Annotated in this window: 9 protein-coding genes; 7 read left to right on the forward strand and 2 right to left on the reverse strand. The window is 36.4% G+C overall.

Translation table 11 applies throughout. The features are described from left to right. The first annotated feature begins 227 nt into the window (after positions 1–227). From NEOC95_RS02875 to NEOC95_RS02890, 4 genes are all read left to right on the forward strand, one after another. Positions 228–3,443, forward strand: coding sequence for a tetratricopeptide repeat protein (locus NEOC95_RS02875; protein ID WP_213151416.1), 3,216 nt, complete (start codon positions 228–230; stop codon positions 3,441–3,443). Between the two features lie 404 nt (positions 3,444–3,847). After that, positions 3,848–6,700: a tetratricopeptide repeat protein gene (locus tag NEOC95_RS02880; protein WP_213151417.1), complete on the forward strand. Its 2,853-nt coding sequence runs from the start codon at positions 3,848–3,850 to the stop codon at positions 6,698–6,700. A 71-nt stretch (positions 6,701–6,771) separates the two neighbouring features. Further along, positions 6,772–6,915 carry a hypothetical protein gene (locus NEOC95_RS02885; protein ID WP_213151419.1) on the forward strand — a complete coding sequence of 48 codons (144 nt, stop codon included), beginning with the start codon at positions 6,772–6,774 and terminating at the stop codon, positions 6,913–6,915. Positions 6,916–7,248: 333 nt separating this feature from the next. After that, entirely contained in the window at positions 7,249–10,884 is a 3,636-nt protein-coding gene (locus tag NEOC95_RS02890; RefSeq protein WP_213151422.1) for a tetratricopeptide repeat protein, read from the forward strand. A 575-nt stretch (positions 10,885–11,459) separates the two neighbouring features. Here NEOC95_RS02890 and NEOC95_RS02895 read toward each other — a convergent pair. Further along, on the reverse strand, positions 11,460–12,644 hold the full coding sequence (locus tag NEOC95_RS02895) for a DNA-directed RNA polymerase subunit alpha C-terminal domain-containing protein (RefSeq protein ID WP_213151425.1): 1,185 nt from the start codon (positions 12,642–12,644) through the stop codon (positions 11,460–11,462). Positions 12,645–12,711: 67 nt separating this feature from the next. Then, positions 12,712–13,509, reverse strand: coding sequence for a tRNA (N6-threonylcarbamoyladenosine(37)-N6)-methyltransferase TrmO (tsaA, locus tag NEOC95_RS02900; RefSeq protein ID WP_213151427.1), 798 nt, complete (start codon positions 13,507–13,509; stop codon positions 12,712–12,714). Between the two features lie 62 nt (positions 13,510–13,571). Here tsaA and NEOC95_RS02905 point away from each other — a divergent pair, with 62 nt between their 5' ends. The 3 genes from NEOC95_RS02905 to NEOC95_RS02915 all read left to right on the forward strand — a co-directional run bounded on the left by NEOC95_RS02905 (position 13,572) and on the right by NEOC95_RS02915 (position 16,090). Then, positions 13,572–14,147 carry an HI_0983 family protein gene (locus NEOC95_RS02905; protein WP_213151429.1) on the forward strand — a complete coding sequence of 192 codons (576 nt, stop codon included), beginning with the start codon at positions 13,572–13,574 and terminating at the stop codon, positions 14,145–14,147. 189 nt (positions 14,148–14,336) lie between these two features. Then, a complete protein-coding gene (gene holA, locus NEOC95_RS02910; RefSeq protein ID WP_213151431.1) occupies positions 14,337–15,362 on the forward strand; it encodes a DNA polymerase III subunit delta in 1,026 nt (341 codons plus the stop codon). Positions 15,363–15,373: 11 nt separating this feature from the next. Beyond that, positions 15,374–16,090 (forward strand): SAM-dependent methyltransferase, encoded by a 717-nt coding sequence (locus tag NEOC95_RS02915; protein ID WP_166155134.1) that lies wholly within the window; start codon positions 15,374–15,376, stop codon positions 16,088–16,090. Position 16,091 lies beyond the last annotated feature (1 nt).

Genomic DNA, 16,091 nt, shown 5'->3' on the forward strand with positions numbered 1-16,091 from the left:
AATGGTTACCTTGTTGATTGCCTGATTTAAAAAATACGAAGGGATTAAATTTGATTAATCATGTACAAAGGATTAAGTTTGTAAGAAATTTTGCTAAGCTGGCAAAAGAAAAGGTAGCTGCGATAGCGGTTTTTCAGCCTAGCAGGCTAAAAAGCTAGTATAAAAACTATAAATAACGTTAATGCCTATTTAAATTTTTAATAAAATTAAGTAAAAAGATAACCCCTATGAATTTAGAGAGCTTAAATACCCATCCTCTTATATTTCCTGCCTTTAACAATTCTATTTCTCCTCAAACAGATACGTCAGCATATGCAGAAAGTGCTTTAAAAATATTCAAAAAATTAAAACCCCTAGATTTGTGCCAAGCCAAGCTCGTATGTAAAGAATGGAAGCAGTTAATTGAAAGCAGCGCTTTAGCAGAAGACATTTACAGGATAGGTTTAAAGCTTGCTATTCAAAAGAACAACCCTCTGCGCGAAAAAGTTTGCGCAGAAAAGCTAGTCCAAGAAGCATATTGTATAGAAAAACTAGGAGATATTTATCAGGAAAAAGGTACAACCGAAACATTACTTCAGGCTGCAGGGCTTTATAATTATGCGCTGCATTTAGCTTCTGCTGAGAGGCATGAAATTCTTAAAGAAAAGCTTGCTAAAATTCAAAACCTAATGAGTGAACTTTACGAAGGAAAACTTTTAGACTATGGTCTGATTAAGAAGCAATTTGAAGATAACCGGCTAAAATTAAAGGATTTTAGAGGCCAAATAGAGAAGCAAATTTGCAATTTATCAAAAAATCCTTCTTTCCAGGAAGTGAAAGAGCTTTACGGTAAGATCGCTCAGGATATAAAGGCTTTTTTTAGCTCACTAGTTAATCAGGCGCTTGATGTTTTAGGCCCGGCACCTTGCGAATATGCCATGATAGGCTTTGGTTCCTTAGCTAGGGAAGAAATGACCCCTTATTCTGACTTAGAATTTGGCATTCTTATAAAAGAAGATAACGACGTAAATAAGAAGTATTTTAGAAATCTTACTAATCTAATTCATTTGAAAGTTATCAACTTAGGCGAAACTATCCTTCCTGCTTTAAATATTCCTTGCTTAAAAGAAATAGGCTTTTTCGATGGCACTACGCCACGAGGCTTTGCCTTTGATGGAGCAGGAGTAGAAGGAAAAGGCTGTAAAACTCCTTTAGGTAATGGCAAATTTAAACTTATCCGAACACCTAAAAAAATGGCCCAATATATTGCCCAAGATAAGGATGAGGAATGGTGGCATAAAAAAGAGCCTCATCTTCCTATGGAGCTTTTAAATTTTACTCATTTACTAGGTAATCCTAAGCTAATAGAGCAATATAGACAAAAACTTCAAGAAAAGCTCGATACACCTTATCAAGAAGGCCTTAATCTTCGCCAGTACTTAGCCAAGCAACATCTAGTTCAAGAGGATATGACGGCTTTTGATCCAGGAATGCGTGACATAGGAAAACATGGGATGCTTATTAAAGTTAAAAATGATCTTTATCGTTTTCCTCATCTAGCTTTAGATAGGTTAGCTCTTCTTAACAAAGTACAAGCTTTCCAAACCTTTACTAGGATTGATAAACTAAACCAACTAGGGATTATAACGGAGGGTGCAGCTAATAAGTTAAAAGATTGGATGAGCATTGCGCTATTCATGCGCCTTAAGACCTATTCTTACTATCAAGCGCAACAAGAGATGATGAATCCTCTAATTAAACCTTTTGGATTTGATGATCCTGTCCTTATTAAAAAGCAGTTAGCTTTAGATCATGAAGCTTTAGAAAAAATAGAGAGTATTTATCGTATCTTTATTCCTTTTTATCAAGCAGTGCAAGATTTTTTAGCAGGCAATGAAAATAGTCTCAATTCTTCTGATTTGGAAGATAACTCTTTAGAAAATCAAGGTGCTATAGCCCTAAGGCTTTTCCAACATAAAAAAGCAATAAAATACTATCTTCTAGCAAAAGAAGCAAATCCACAAAGTTCAAACGTTTTAAGTACTCTTGGAATCATTTATCGAGAACAAGGCAAGTTAAAAATAGCGGCAGAGTATAGCAAAAAAGCGCTTGATATTGACCTTAAATTTTTTAGAGAAAATCATCCTGATGTGGCAATCGATTACAATAACTTAAGCCAAATCTATCAAGAACAAGGCAAGTTAGAGAAAGCAGCTAAGCATACCAAAAAAGCGCTTGCTATTGATCTTAATCTTTTTGAAGAAAATCATCCTACCGTGGCAAGGGAACTTAACAACTTAGGAATCATTTACCAAGAGCAAGGAAATATAAAAGAGGCAATTGAGTATAGCGAGAAAGCGCTTAATATTAGCCTTAAGCTATTTGGTGATAATCACCATATGGTGACGACTCATTATAACAATCTAGGAACAATTTATCATAGGCAAGGGGATTTAGAAAAGGCAATTGAGTATAGCAAAAAAGCGCTTATTATTGATCTTAAGCTTTACGGTAATAATCATTCTAGCATAGCAAGAGATTGCAGCAATCTGGGACTAAGTTACCAAGAGCAAAACAATTTAAAAAAGGCGTTTAAATATGTCAAGAGAGCTCTCGCCATTGAACTTAAACTTTTTGGTGAAGATTATCCTACTCTGGCAACTTATTACAACAATTTAGGAACAATCTACCAAAAACAAGGCGATTTAGATAAAGCAGCTGAGTATGGCAACAAAGCACTCGCTATTGACCTTAAGCTTTATGGGGAAAATCATCATACGGTGGCGAGAGATTACAACAATTTGGGATTAATATACAGAGATCGAGGGGATTTAGAAAAGGCGATTAAGTATGGCGAGGAAGCATGCGCTATTGATCTTATTAATGAAAATTATCCTGCGCTAGCTATTGATTATAACAATCTGGGGCGAAGCTATCAAAAGCAAGGTGATCTAAAAAAAGCGATTCAGTGTATGAATGAAGCGCTTGATATTGCACGTAAACTTTTTGGTAAAAATCATCCTGATGTCGCAGCAGGATACTATGAGCTTGGAATAATGTATAGAGGGCAGGATGATTTAAAAAAAGCAGCTAAATATGTCAAAAAAGCACTCACTATAGACCTTAAGCTTTGTTGTGCCAATCATTCTACTTTAGCATTCGATTACAGCAATTTAGGAATGATTTATTACGAGCAAGGGGAATTAGAGAGGGCAGCTGAATGTATCAATAAAGCGCTACTAATTGATCTTAAACTTTATGGAGAAAATCATCCAGAGATAGTTAAAGATTATCTTAATCTACGCAATATATATATAAAGCAGGGAAATATAAAACAAGCAGTTGAATATACTAAAAAGGCGCTTAGAAGTAGTATTGCAATGCATGATATCCATCATCCCGCGGTAGAAGCCATTAATAGTGATTTACAAGTACTCAAATTACCCTCCGGAGTGTTTTTATGAAAGTAAACTGATTATTTTAGAAGGACTTGGCAAGCAAAGGGGGAGGAAATCCTAAGCTTAATTGAAAAATAAGCGCGCCTTTTTGCATGCCTAGTTATGCTATCCTAACAATTTAAAGGTGAAAAAGTAGCATTAGTAAGCGGCTTTAATATAGCACCTGAGCTAAATAGAAAATCTGTGAGCGCCTAAGCAAAATATTAATACTTTTTTTAAAAAAAGCTTTTTTGTAATTAATGAATAATGTACAAGTGATTAACCCTGCTAATGAATCGGCTAGTCGGGCGGAGAGATCCAGCATCACAATCGCTATTCATCTTGCTAAGTGAGAGGGGTATCAAGAAAGCTGTAAGCAATCTTGTATGCCTATTTGAACTCTCAATAAAATTAAATAAAATGGATAATTCATGAGTCTAGACAATCTATGCATGCATGCTTGCATATTTCCTGCATTTAAAAATATAAAAAATGAAGCTCTTAATCACGAAAGAACGGATCCACCATATATAGAAATTTTTTTTAAGATATTTGAGAAATTGGGATTGCAAGACTGGTGCCGAGCTAAACAGGTCTGCAAAGAATGGAAACAGGTAGTTGAAAAACACCCTTTAGCAGAAAATATTTATCGTCTCGCTTTAAGACACGTTACTCAGAAGGATGGTCCCCTCCAAGAAGTTGTAGATACTAAAAAGCTAGCCCAAGAAGTTGGCTGTATAGAAAAATTAGGGGATATCTATGCTGAAAAAGGAACTTCTAAAGCGCTTCTCCAAGCTGCAGGGCTTTACAATTATGCTAGGCGTCTTTCTTCAGCCGATAAGCAGGAAATTACTAAAGAAAAGCTTCTAACGGCCCACGATTTACTTGCTCAACTCTGTAAAGGAAAACATTTAGATGAAGCTTTAATAACAAAAGAATTTAAGAGTAATCGTCTAGCCTTGAGATCGCATAGAAGAAGAATAAAGAAAAAAATTCGAAGCTTACCAGACACTCCTTCCCCCCAACAAGTAAGAGAGCTCTATCGAGGTATTGCACAGCGTATAAAAAGCTTTTTTAGCTTTCTAGTAGATCAGGCGATTGATGTATTAGGCCCGTCACCTTGTGAATATGCGATGATAGGCTTTGGTTCATTAGCTAGAGAAGAGATGACTCCTTATTCCGACCTAGAATTTGGCATCCTTATAAAAGAAGATAGCGATGTAAATAAGAAGTATTTTAGGAATCTTACAAATCTAATTCACTTGAAAGTCATCAACTTAGGAGAAACTATCCTTCCTGCTTTAAATGTTCCTTGCTTAAAAGAAATAGGCTTTTTCGATGGCATTACGCCACGAGGCTTTGCCTTTGATGGAGCAGGAGTAGAAGGAAAAGGCTGTAAAACTCCTTTAGGTAATGGCAAATTTAAACTTATCCAAACACCTGAAAAAATGGCCCAATATATTGCCCAAGATAAGGATGAGGAATGGTGGCATGAGAAAGAACGTCATCTTCCTATGGAACTTTTAACCTTTACTCACTTGCTAGGCACGGAGGAGCTAACTGAGCAATATAGGCAAAAAGTTCAAGAAAACCTTAATACGCCTTATCAAAAAGGCCTTAATCTCCGTCAATATTTAGCCAGGCAACATTTAGTTCAAGAGGATATGAAGGTTTTCGATCCCTGGATGCTCGGCATAGAAAAGCATGGGATGCTTATTAAAGTTAAAAATGATCTCTATCGTTTTCCTCATCTGGCATTAGACAGGCTAGCCCTCCTTAAAGAAATAAAAGCGTCGGATACTTTTACTAGAATTGACCAATTAAATAAGCAAGAAATTATCAGTGACAGCGCAGCTGAAAAGCTAAAGGAGTGGATGAGCATAGTGCTATTTATGCGCCTTAAAACCTACTCGCATTATCAAGCGCAACAAGAGATGATGAATCCTCTCATTAAGCCCTTCGGATTCGAAGATCCACAACTTATCAAAAACCAGTTTGCTTTAGATCATGAAGCCCTAGCAAAGGTAAAGAAAATTTACCGTATATTCATACCTTTCCACGAAGCCTTGCAAGAGTTTCTAGCAGGACGTGAAGAGGAACTTAGATCTGCTACTTTAGATAAGGTCTTGTTTCAAATGGATGGAGATATAGCTTTAAGGCTGCTTCAATACGAAGAGGCAAAGAAGCATTATCTTTCAGCAAAAGACGCTGCCTCTGAAGATTCTGACATACTAACTGCATTAGGGTGTATCTCCCTTGCTCAAGGAAATTTAGATCAGGCGGCTAAATATATCCATCAAGCGCTTCAAGTTGATATTAAAGACTTTAGGGAAAACCCTGTTAGAATAGCAACCGATTATAGTAACTTAGTAGATATCTATGTAGAGCAGGGGGAATCAAATGAAGCTAAAAAATATGCTGATAAGGCTCTTAAAATTGATCTTGAGTTTCTCCCTGAGGATCATTTACATATTGCAAGAGACTATAATAATTTGGGAAGAATTTGCCTCGCCTTAAGAGAGTTAACACAGGCAAATGAGTATTTTGAGAAAGCACTTAAAATCCATGCTCACCTGTATGGAGGAAATCATCCCAACGTAGCGACCTACTATAATAATTTAGGGATGATTTATCAAGATCAAAAGGAGTTGGAAAAAGCAGCAGAATATGTCAAGAAAGCTCTAGCAATTGACCAAAGCTACTATGGTGAATATCATCCTTTAACAGCAACAGATTACAACAACTTAGGAACAATCTATCTAGGGCAAGGAAATTTTGATGAAGCAACTAAATACTGTAAGAAAGCGCTAGAAATAAATCTTAAATTTTTTGGTGTAGCTCATCCTTTTGTGGCAGAAAATTATGACAACCTAGGTCAAGTCTACCTAAGCCGAAAGGATTTTGTAAAAGCCATCGAGTATACTTGTAACTCTCTCGAGATTTTTTGTAATTTATATGGAGAAAATCACCCAGGTGTTGCTACTACTTATAATAACTTAGGACTCATTTACCAAGAGCAAGAAGATTTAAATCAGGCAGCTATGTATATCGAAAAGGCCCTCAAAATCGACCTCGATCTTTTTGGAGAAAATAGCCTTCGGGTTGGAAAACGTTACATTAACCTATCATCAATTTACGCTGCTCAAGGAAGGCTAAATGAAGCAGCTAAATATGCTAGCGACGCACTTAACATTTATAGAGATCATAAAGAAGATAATGAGGATATGGCAATAATTGCCGCCTACTTGGTAACACTCCATAACAAGAAGATTGGAAACAAGTAATGAGTACATCAAGAAGGTCCCCAAAATTGATGTTAGTCTTTTAAGTAAAAATTTATCTCCTAATAGCAATTATGTATGCAACTCTAGCGAAAATTTATCAAGTTCAAGGAAAAGGAAAAAAAGCAACCAAATATAATGAGAAAGCTTTTAAAGTTAGGCTCAGAATGAGCGGTAGCCAGTATATAGATTTAACAGCAATCAATGCCAACCTGTAAAGACGTATATTAATATCCTCAAAATGTTTTGAAAGAAACAGTTGGCAATCAAGTTATTCCTTCATTAGGCTGACTTAATCACGATAAAATAGGCTAAAATAGATACTTAACATTATTTCGTATATCTTAAAAAAAGACAAAACAGTATTGATTTGTCGAATGCCATGCAAATGCTTGATTATAAAAAAGTGATTAAGCTAAATAGTAAGGCAACACTATTGTTTCTTTTGCTTTTAAAGACACGCTAAAGGATAGTTGAAAGTTCATTGATAAAAATGCATACTTGCTTGTAGTTAGATCAAACTAACATACTACAAAAGGCAGCTAACATAAATGATTTCAGATAGTTCACCTATTAAGCCTGTTGTGCGCTCTGAATTAAAGACGAAAAAAGAAAATTCTTCTAGTTCTTTAGAAAATTCGATTAGATATGGAAAAATAGATTTAAAAATATGTGCGGAACTTAGCCTGCAAGACTTATGCAGCTTAAGACTTGTGTGTAAAGAATGGAAACAAATTGTAGAAGCGACTGATTTATGGAAAAGGCTTTATTTAACAGATTTTAAATTTAAGTTTCCTCCTATACAACAGCTGACTTGCTCTGTTAATAAGAAAGAAACTTTTAAGAATTCCACTTCCTTCACTCCTTTGTCTTCAAAAATTTATGAACAGCTGCTTCTTTCTTTTGATAACTTAACAGATGATGAATTAAGAAAAATTCTAGAAAGTAATAGCTTTTTATCAAAAGATACTATTGAAAAAGCAGAAAAAGCCTATACGCTAGCTCTAGAACTTATTGTTCGAGATAAAGATCATATTCAAGATCCTGCGCAACAAAACATTACTATTCAAGAAGGCTTTTGCATAGAAAAATTAGGGGATATCTATGGTGCAAAAGAAACCTCTGAAACGCTTCTTCAAGCCGCAGGGCTTTACAATTATGCTATGCATCTTTCTTCCGTCGAGAGGCATGAAATTCTTAGAGAAAAGCTTGCTAAAATTCAAAACCTACTTAGCCAACTGTATGAGCAAAAAACTTTAAACTATGATTTACTAAGAAACCAATTTGAAGGAAACCGACAAAAATTAAAGGATTTCAGAAGTAAGATAGAGAAAGAAATCCAATCCTTACCTGAGACCCCGGCTCCCCAGGTGGCCAGAGAGCTTTATGGTGAGATTTCTCAACAGATAAAAGCTTTCTTTGAAATGCTTGTAAAGCAGAGTATTGACACCTTAGGAGCTGAGCCTTGCGAGTATGCTATGATAGGCTTTGGTTCCTTAGCTAGAGAAGAGATGACTCCTTATTCCGATTTAGAGTTTGGTATTCTTATAAAAGAGGATACCTCAAAAAATAGGGAGTATTTTAAGCGCCTGAGCGCATTGATTCATTTGAAAATCATTAATTTAGGAGAAACCATTCTTCCTGCTTTAAACATTCCTTGCCTAAAAGCCATAGATTTTTTTGATGGCTTAACTCCAAGAGGTTTTGCCTTTGATGGAGCGGGCGTAGAAGGAAAAGGCTGTAAAACTCCCTTTGGTAATCTCAAGACATTCGAACTTATTCAAACCCCTGATAAGATGGCTCAATATATAGCTAAAGATGAAAAAGGCCAATGGTGGCATGAAAAAGAGCCTCATCTTCCTATGGAACTTCTATCTTTCACTCTTTTACTAGGTAATCCTGAGCTAATAGAGCAATATAGACAAAAAATTCAAGAAAAGCTTGATACCCCTTATCAAAAAGGCCTTAATCTTAGAGATTACTTAGCCAAGTATCATTTAGCTCAAGTGGATATGGCTACTTTCGATCCAGGATTAGGTAATTTAGGAAGCCAAGGAATGCTTTTTAAAGTCAAAAATGATTTCTATCGCTTTCCTCATTTGGCTTTGGACAGACTAGCCCTCATTACAGGGATAGAAGACCCGAATACTTTTGATAGAATTGAGAAGCTAAACAAACAAAGTGTTTTAACAATAGCTGCAGCCAAAAATTTAAAAAAATGGATGAGCATAGCTTTATTTATGCGACTTAAAACCTATTCGCATTATCAAGCTCAAAAAGAGATGATGAATCCTTTAATTAAACCTTTTGGCTTTGAGGATTCTGAACTTATTAAAAAGCACTTTGCTTTAAATCGAGAGGCTTTAAAAAAGATAAAAAAAATTTACCGTATTTTTATTCCTTTCCAAAAAGCTATTCAAGAGTTTTTATTAGGTAATGAAAGCAAGCTTAAATCTTCATCTTTGAATGATTGCTCGCCCCAAATTCGAGGAGAGATAGCTTTAAGATTATTTCAGCAAGAAGAAGCAAAAGATTGGTACCTTAAAGCTCTGCGAGAAAACTCAAAAAATACTGAAGTATTACATTCTCTTGGTGCCATTTATTTAAACCAGGGGAAACTAGAAAAGGCTGCTAAGTACGCCAAGCAAGCTCTTACTTTTAAAATTAAGCTGTTTGATAAAAATCATTCTAGCTTATCAAAAAGCTATAACAATTTAGGTGTGGTTTACCAAGAACAAGGGAAATTAAGAAAAGCCGCTGATCTTATCAATCAAGCACTCGACATTGACTTTAAGCTTTTTGGCGAAGATTCTCCCTTTATTGCAATTTATTATAATAATTTAGGGTCAATTTACCATGAACAAGGGAAATTAGAAAAGGCCATTAAGTCTATTCAGCAAGCGCTTGCTATCAGACTTAAGCTCTTTGGTAAAAATCATCCTATGGTAGCAATCTGTTATAACAACTTAGGGACGGTCTATCAGGAACAAGGTAATTTTGAAAAAGCCGCTGATTGTATTAATCAAGCGCTTTCTATTGAGCTCGAGCTGTTTGGTGAAAGTCATCCTACTGTAGCAACCGATCAAAACAATCTAGGAATGATCTACGTTGAACAAGGAAAGTTAGAAAAAGCAGCTAAATGTGTTAACCAAGCACTCCACATTGATTTTAAACTATTCGGTGAAGACCATCCAAAGATAGCAAGAGATTATAACAATTTGGGAACGATCTACAGAGACCAAGGGGATTTAGAAAAGGCCGCTGAGTGCTTCAAGAAAGCATTTACTATCAATCACACGCTATTCGGTGAAAATCATTCCCGGGTCGCCAAAGATTACGGCAATCTAGCACACATTAACCAGGACCAAGGGAACTTAGAAAAAGCCGCGGAATATGCCATTCGAGCGCTTGACATTGTCATTAAGCTATTTGGCGTAAATTATCCTACTACGGCAACCTGCTATAATAATCTAGGAACTATTTACAAAGATCAAATGAATTTAGAGATGGCCGCTGAGTGCTTCAAGAAAGCGCTTGCTATTGATCTTAAATTATTTGGTAATAAGCATTTTACTTTAGCAGATCGTTACAATAACCTTGGAATGCTCTATTATGATCAAGGGAAGCTAAAAGAAGCTGCTGAATACGTTCATCAAGCCCTTACTATTACTCTTAAGTTGTTAGATAAAAATCATCCGAAAGTGGCGATTATTTACAATAACTTGGGAATAATCTATAGAGACCAAAAAAATTTAGAGAAAGCTACCGAGTATTTCAATCAAGCACTCGTTATCAATCTTGAACTATTTGGTGAAAACCATCCCAACATGGCAATTCTTTACAATAATGTGGGGGCGATTTACCAAGCTATCGGGAATACAAAAAAGGTTGCTGAATTTGCCAAGAAAGCGCTCAATATTAGTCTTAAAATTTTTGGCAAAAATCACCCAATGGTGGCTGTTTATTACCACAATTTAGGGATGACATATTATCATCAAGGAAAGTTAGAAAAAGCCGCTGCGTATGTCAATCAGGCTGCCACAATGAGTCTTAAGTTGCTTGGAGAAAAACATCCTAAGATGATAATCCTTTATACCAATTTGTCGATAATCTATCAGAGTCAAAGGAATTTAGAAAAAGCCATTGAGTATGCCTTGAAAGCATATGCTATTCCCTCCGGACAATAAGTTGAATCTTACTGACAAGCTTATAAAATTTAAGTTTAAGAATTAACTTTTATAAGGTTTTAAAAATCAGTAGGTTAAGTTTCAGTTGGGGAAGGAGGGAGTTAAATTTCAAAGATGGAGATAAGAGGATTATGTGAGTTAAAGAGTTATCTTTCCCTGTAGCTTTAATCGCAACGATCTTCAAAATGCGAAGGCGGCTCTATACGCATTCTCCCTACTGCAATTAACGATCCAAATCATGATTTTGACTGAAGCTATGAAATCTACCACCAATGGCGGCAATTATGAGTATCGTAAATCGATAAAGCAAAATGCTAGCCTTGAGAAGGCTTTCACCGACATTATTTGTTCTCAATGAAACCATGTTTTTGCACTCTTAGCGCTTATTGCAAGCTTGAATTTTTTAAAATTAAAACCCCCCATAACTCGCTTTGCTCTAAAATATACGTTAACCCTTAAAGCCAACTAATGGCTTATCAAGGATTGCAAAATTTACAAAAAAATTTGCATCTGCATAAGGTGGACTAATCACAAAGACCTTACTGCCTTATAATTAAGAAGAAACGACACCTTTATTATAAAGAATATTGTCGACAATAAACCTCTAAACACCCCGAAGAACCTCTAATAATACAAAAAGTAGGAGATAAGCGTATAACCTTTTCCACGTAACCCTCTTGGTATCCTATCCACGTTTTTGCTAATTCTTTTTCTACCCAGGTAATTAGCTCAGGCAATCGATAATAAATGGAGGCCTTATAAAAATAAGAAAGAGCCTTAGATATTATTTCCTTATATTCCTGCATGCTGTGGTTATCGCAAGCATAGATTTCCTCCTCAATTTCTTGTAAAAATAAAGAAAGGCAATCTTTACGATCAAAAAAGTGGGTTTGCAGAAAGTTAACTATGCTTATACCTATCGCTTTGTTTACGCTGATACGTTGCATGCGTTCGATAAGTTCATGGCGAGTGGCTATGCCGCCACGACGGCGAATCCAGGGTTTAAAAAATACATTAAAAATCAGCTGCATATCCTCAAAGGCCCTCTCTTTTTGCAGGGGAGTAGTCATTTTACTTACCACTTCTTGGATCCAGTCTTGCTTTTTTTCTAAACTCAATTGACGCAATTCTACTTTTTCGCTAGGGGAGAGGACAAAAAGCTCAGTGAGATTGTAGGGTTCTAAAAGTGCATAAGCTTTTTTCCGTTCTTGCGTAGCGACTAGACTTTGCAGCCAAGCTAAAAAATCTACTTTTTTGCATTTGCCAAGCGCGCGACTTTCTAGGTAATTGTTTAACTTGCAATTAATTTCTTCAAGATGTCCTTGACCTATTCCACGTAAAAAAGCAAGGTCATCTATAGAAGCTTTTGTTAGATCCCCTATTGTTTTTTTACCATTTTCAAGAAGAGCTTTTTCAATATATTTAGATAATTCTAAAATTTGGATGGGAACTTTTGTGGTGAAAGAGGGTATCCAGCCTCTAAACTCCTCTCCTAGGTCTAATTCATCTTCCTCACCTATGAAAAGTTCTTTTTTGCTTTTTAAGGGAGGAGAGACCTTTGGAGAAAGCGTTTCTATACGCCTTATTGATTTGATATCGACATTTTCTAAGGCATAAATATTTTCTAAGCCATGGCTATAAGAAGTTTTATAGGTTTCTTCAAAAGACTGCAAGGTGGCAGAAGAAGAATCGGTAGAGCGCTTCCTATGCCCTGTTGAAGGGGATAGGTGTGTCTCCTGCTTAAATTCTAATACTGCCATACTCTTACTCAACTATTTTTCATCCAGATGTTAAGGGATTAAGAATTAAGCTCCAAGTAAAAAGAAATTAAAGTTCACTTAAAGTAAATTTTTTTAGAAATTCTCGATGTAAATCTACATCATTCCAGGCAGATTTCTTCTCACCCTTGATCGTTTCTCTGTCATAGCCTGTGCCAATTTTTATAACGTGGATATAGGGTAAGGTAATTCTAAAAAAGAATCTCCACGTTTTATAAGCGAGTAGATAATCATTATCTTTACAATGAAGAATACGATTGTTAGAAGAAGGGTAGGGATGTGTTGCCAATCTAAAATTAATTTCTTCTTGAAAGTTAAAGCTACAACGGTTGTTTAGATAGCTTACTTGCGCAAGGGCTTCTTCCTCCCATATAATTGGATAAGGGCTTTTTTTCTTACAAGACTCTAGCCACCCTTGTTGGGTATCTGTCCAAGCATCTACATATTCAATATAAGGTTTGATGTCTAAAATAGGCGTGCCATCTAGCAAATCATGATTAACGACATCTATCTCAAGTTGACTTACCCCAGTAATTTCCAAGCAGCTTAACCCTAAAGGATTAGGTCGATGAGGAGAGCGAGTAGCAAAAAGCCCGCGCTTAGGAGGGCCGTGGGGCGTTAAAACTTTTGGCTTCCAATGGTGATTACGATGAAACCAGAAAATGACCCATATCTTATTAAAGCCCGCTAAATCATGTAAAGCCTGCTCAAAATTTTGGTGCCTGTTTAAGAGTATTTTTCCTTTATTATTTTTAAATAGGCCTGCTTGCTTGGGCAAGGAGTAGCGTTCTTTTTCTGAAGTGTAAAAATAACCGATAGGGCTACATGATAAGGATGTTGATTGCATATATTCTTGAGTTTGGATATATCATTAGAGTCTAATTTTACTTAATACTAGGAGATATTCCAATGAAAATGATTAGATATGTAACAGTTGTATGCCTCCCTTTAACTTTAGCGCTTTCCCTTATCGCTTGCAAGAAGGAGCCAAGAGTAGAATCTCACCATACGGGCAACCAAGCAAAAGAAGCAGAAAGAAGCAGGGAAAAGATTCAATATTCTTTGAAAGCTGATGGACGTCTATGGAAATTAGCTACTGAGGATACTCAAGAGCAAATGAAAATTACCCAATACATTCTTGAAAATGAGCAGCCCGAGAATGCAACCGAGCTATTTTCTGTGACTGAAATGACTGATATCGATATTACTCCTGCTGAATATTTTTCTCAGTTCATCACGCAGCTGCAAAGACGTTATGCGAATGCAAAAGTAGAATCTAAAGTGAGTGTGCAAAAAATAAATAGCCTTTTAGGGGAATGGTGGATTAATGGAAATTCTCCCGATAATACTCAACATGAGTGGATTCGCATCATTAAGAAAGGCAACGAAATCGCGGTTCTTCGCTATAGCACCATACACACAGAAGATTTAGAGCATGCGCGTAAAACATGGGAAGCTATTTTGACTGAAGCTAAATTCGAATAATTGTAAATTAGGAGCAAGTTTGCAGCTTCTTTAGCTGAGAATTTAAAAATTACTTAACAAGCTTATTTCGATGAGATCTAATCAATTTTGTTAAGCTAAAGGTGGCAAGCTTGCTTTTTATACCTTACATTCTCCCATGGGCATCTCTTTGTAGACTTCTTCTGGCGAGTTCTTTATAATAATTTTCCTATGAAATATAATCATTTAAAAGCTTTTGAAAAACATCTTGAGAGTGCAGCGCCCCTACACTTTGCCCCTGTCTATACGATTATTTGTAAAGATGAGTTTAATAGAAAAATAGCTTATGAAAGACTTATTTCTCATCTTTTAGGAGAACAAATCTCTAATCCCATGGCTCTTTGCATTTATAGCGAAGAAAAAGTAGACATAAGCAAGGTTATGGCTGAATTACAATCTTTAGATTCTTTTGTTTCTAAAAGAGTAGTGGTGATCCACCATGCTGAGAGCCTTTTAAAAGCGGCAACAGAAAAGTTGCTGGCTTATTATGAAAATCCTAACAAGAATGTTTATCTTGTTTTAACAGCAGCCTCCTTAAATGCCTCTACGAATTTTTATAAGAAAAGTGAATGGGTAGGGATCATTTTAGAAATAGCGGAAGAAAAGCCCTGGGAAAAAGAAAAGTCTTTAAAAGAGTGGATGGATCAAACGATTAATCACTATGGAAAACAGATCAACCCTTCTGCTAGTCAGGCGCTTTTAAAGCAAATGGGTACCGAACAGGCAATTTTAAGCCAAGAGATAGAAAAATTAGTCTGCTATGTGGGCGAAAAGCGTCAGATCTCATTGGAAGATGTAGAAGCTGTTTGCATTTCTGTAAATACGGAAACGATTTGGCAACTAGGTGAGGCACTTTTTCGCCGAGATGCCTCTACTGCTTTACGTATTGCTGCAGCTTTGCTTCAAGAGGGTACTCCTTTGCTCATTTTGCTAAGGCAAATTCGTAGCCAATTTCAAACTGATTTTCAAGTATGCACCATTCTAGCCCAGGGGGGGACTGGAGCAGAAGTGTCTAAACAATTTGGCTATATGAAAGGGCAAATTTTGGAAAGACATATTCAGCTGGCTAGAAATTATGGGATGGCTCGTTTTCGCAAAGGAATGATTTTAATAGATGAGGCTGAAACAGCAGCCAAAAATAGCTCAACAGATTATTCTTATCTGATCGAGCGTCTTATAGCAAAACTTATTATTTAAGGTTAACAACTATGAATAAACCCGCTTTATTACTTTTACCTAATCTTTTAGGGGAGCATCGCTATCATGAAATTTTCTTGCCCAATAGCGTAGATAAAGCTGTTTCTACTCTTGATGGATTGATTTGTGAAAGTGAAAAGGCGGGGCGTCGTTATCTAAGTCGTTTCAAAACTAAAAAAGCAATCTCTGAGATGCCGATAGCTATTTATAATGAGCATACTCCTCAAGAGGATATCGACTTTTTATTAGAGCCTATTCGTAAGGGTGAGCGCTGGGGTTTAATATCTGATGCAGGTTTGCCTTGTGTAGCCGATCCTGGCTCTAAGCTTGTACGTCGTGCGCGCCAATCAGGTATAGCCGTGCAAGTCTTTAATGGCCCTTCTTCTATTCTCCTAGCCCTTATACACTCTGGATTTTCAGGACAACGCTTTGCTTTCCACGGTTATTTAAAAGCGGATGAAGCAGGCCGCCTGAAAGATATTAAACGATTAGAAACTTTAGCGCGTACGGACCAGGTTACTCAGATTTTTATGGAAGCTCCTTACCGCAATATGCATATGCTTCAAGGTTTATTAAATACATTAGCAGAAGATACTTGGCTTTGCACCGCTTGGGAGCTGACTATGCCTGAGCAAGGAGTTGTTTCAGAGCCTGTGCATAGGTGGAAAAAGATGCCTTTACCCAACATAGAGAAAAAAGCGGCCATCTTTTTGATTAGCTGTCGCTAGA

Source organism: Neochlamydia sp. AcF95, from assembly GCF_018342455.1.
Taxonomy (GTDB): domain Bacteria; phylum Chlamydiota; class Chlamydiia; order Chlamydiales; family Parachlamydiaceae; genus Neochlamydia.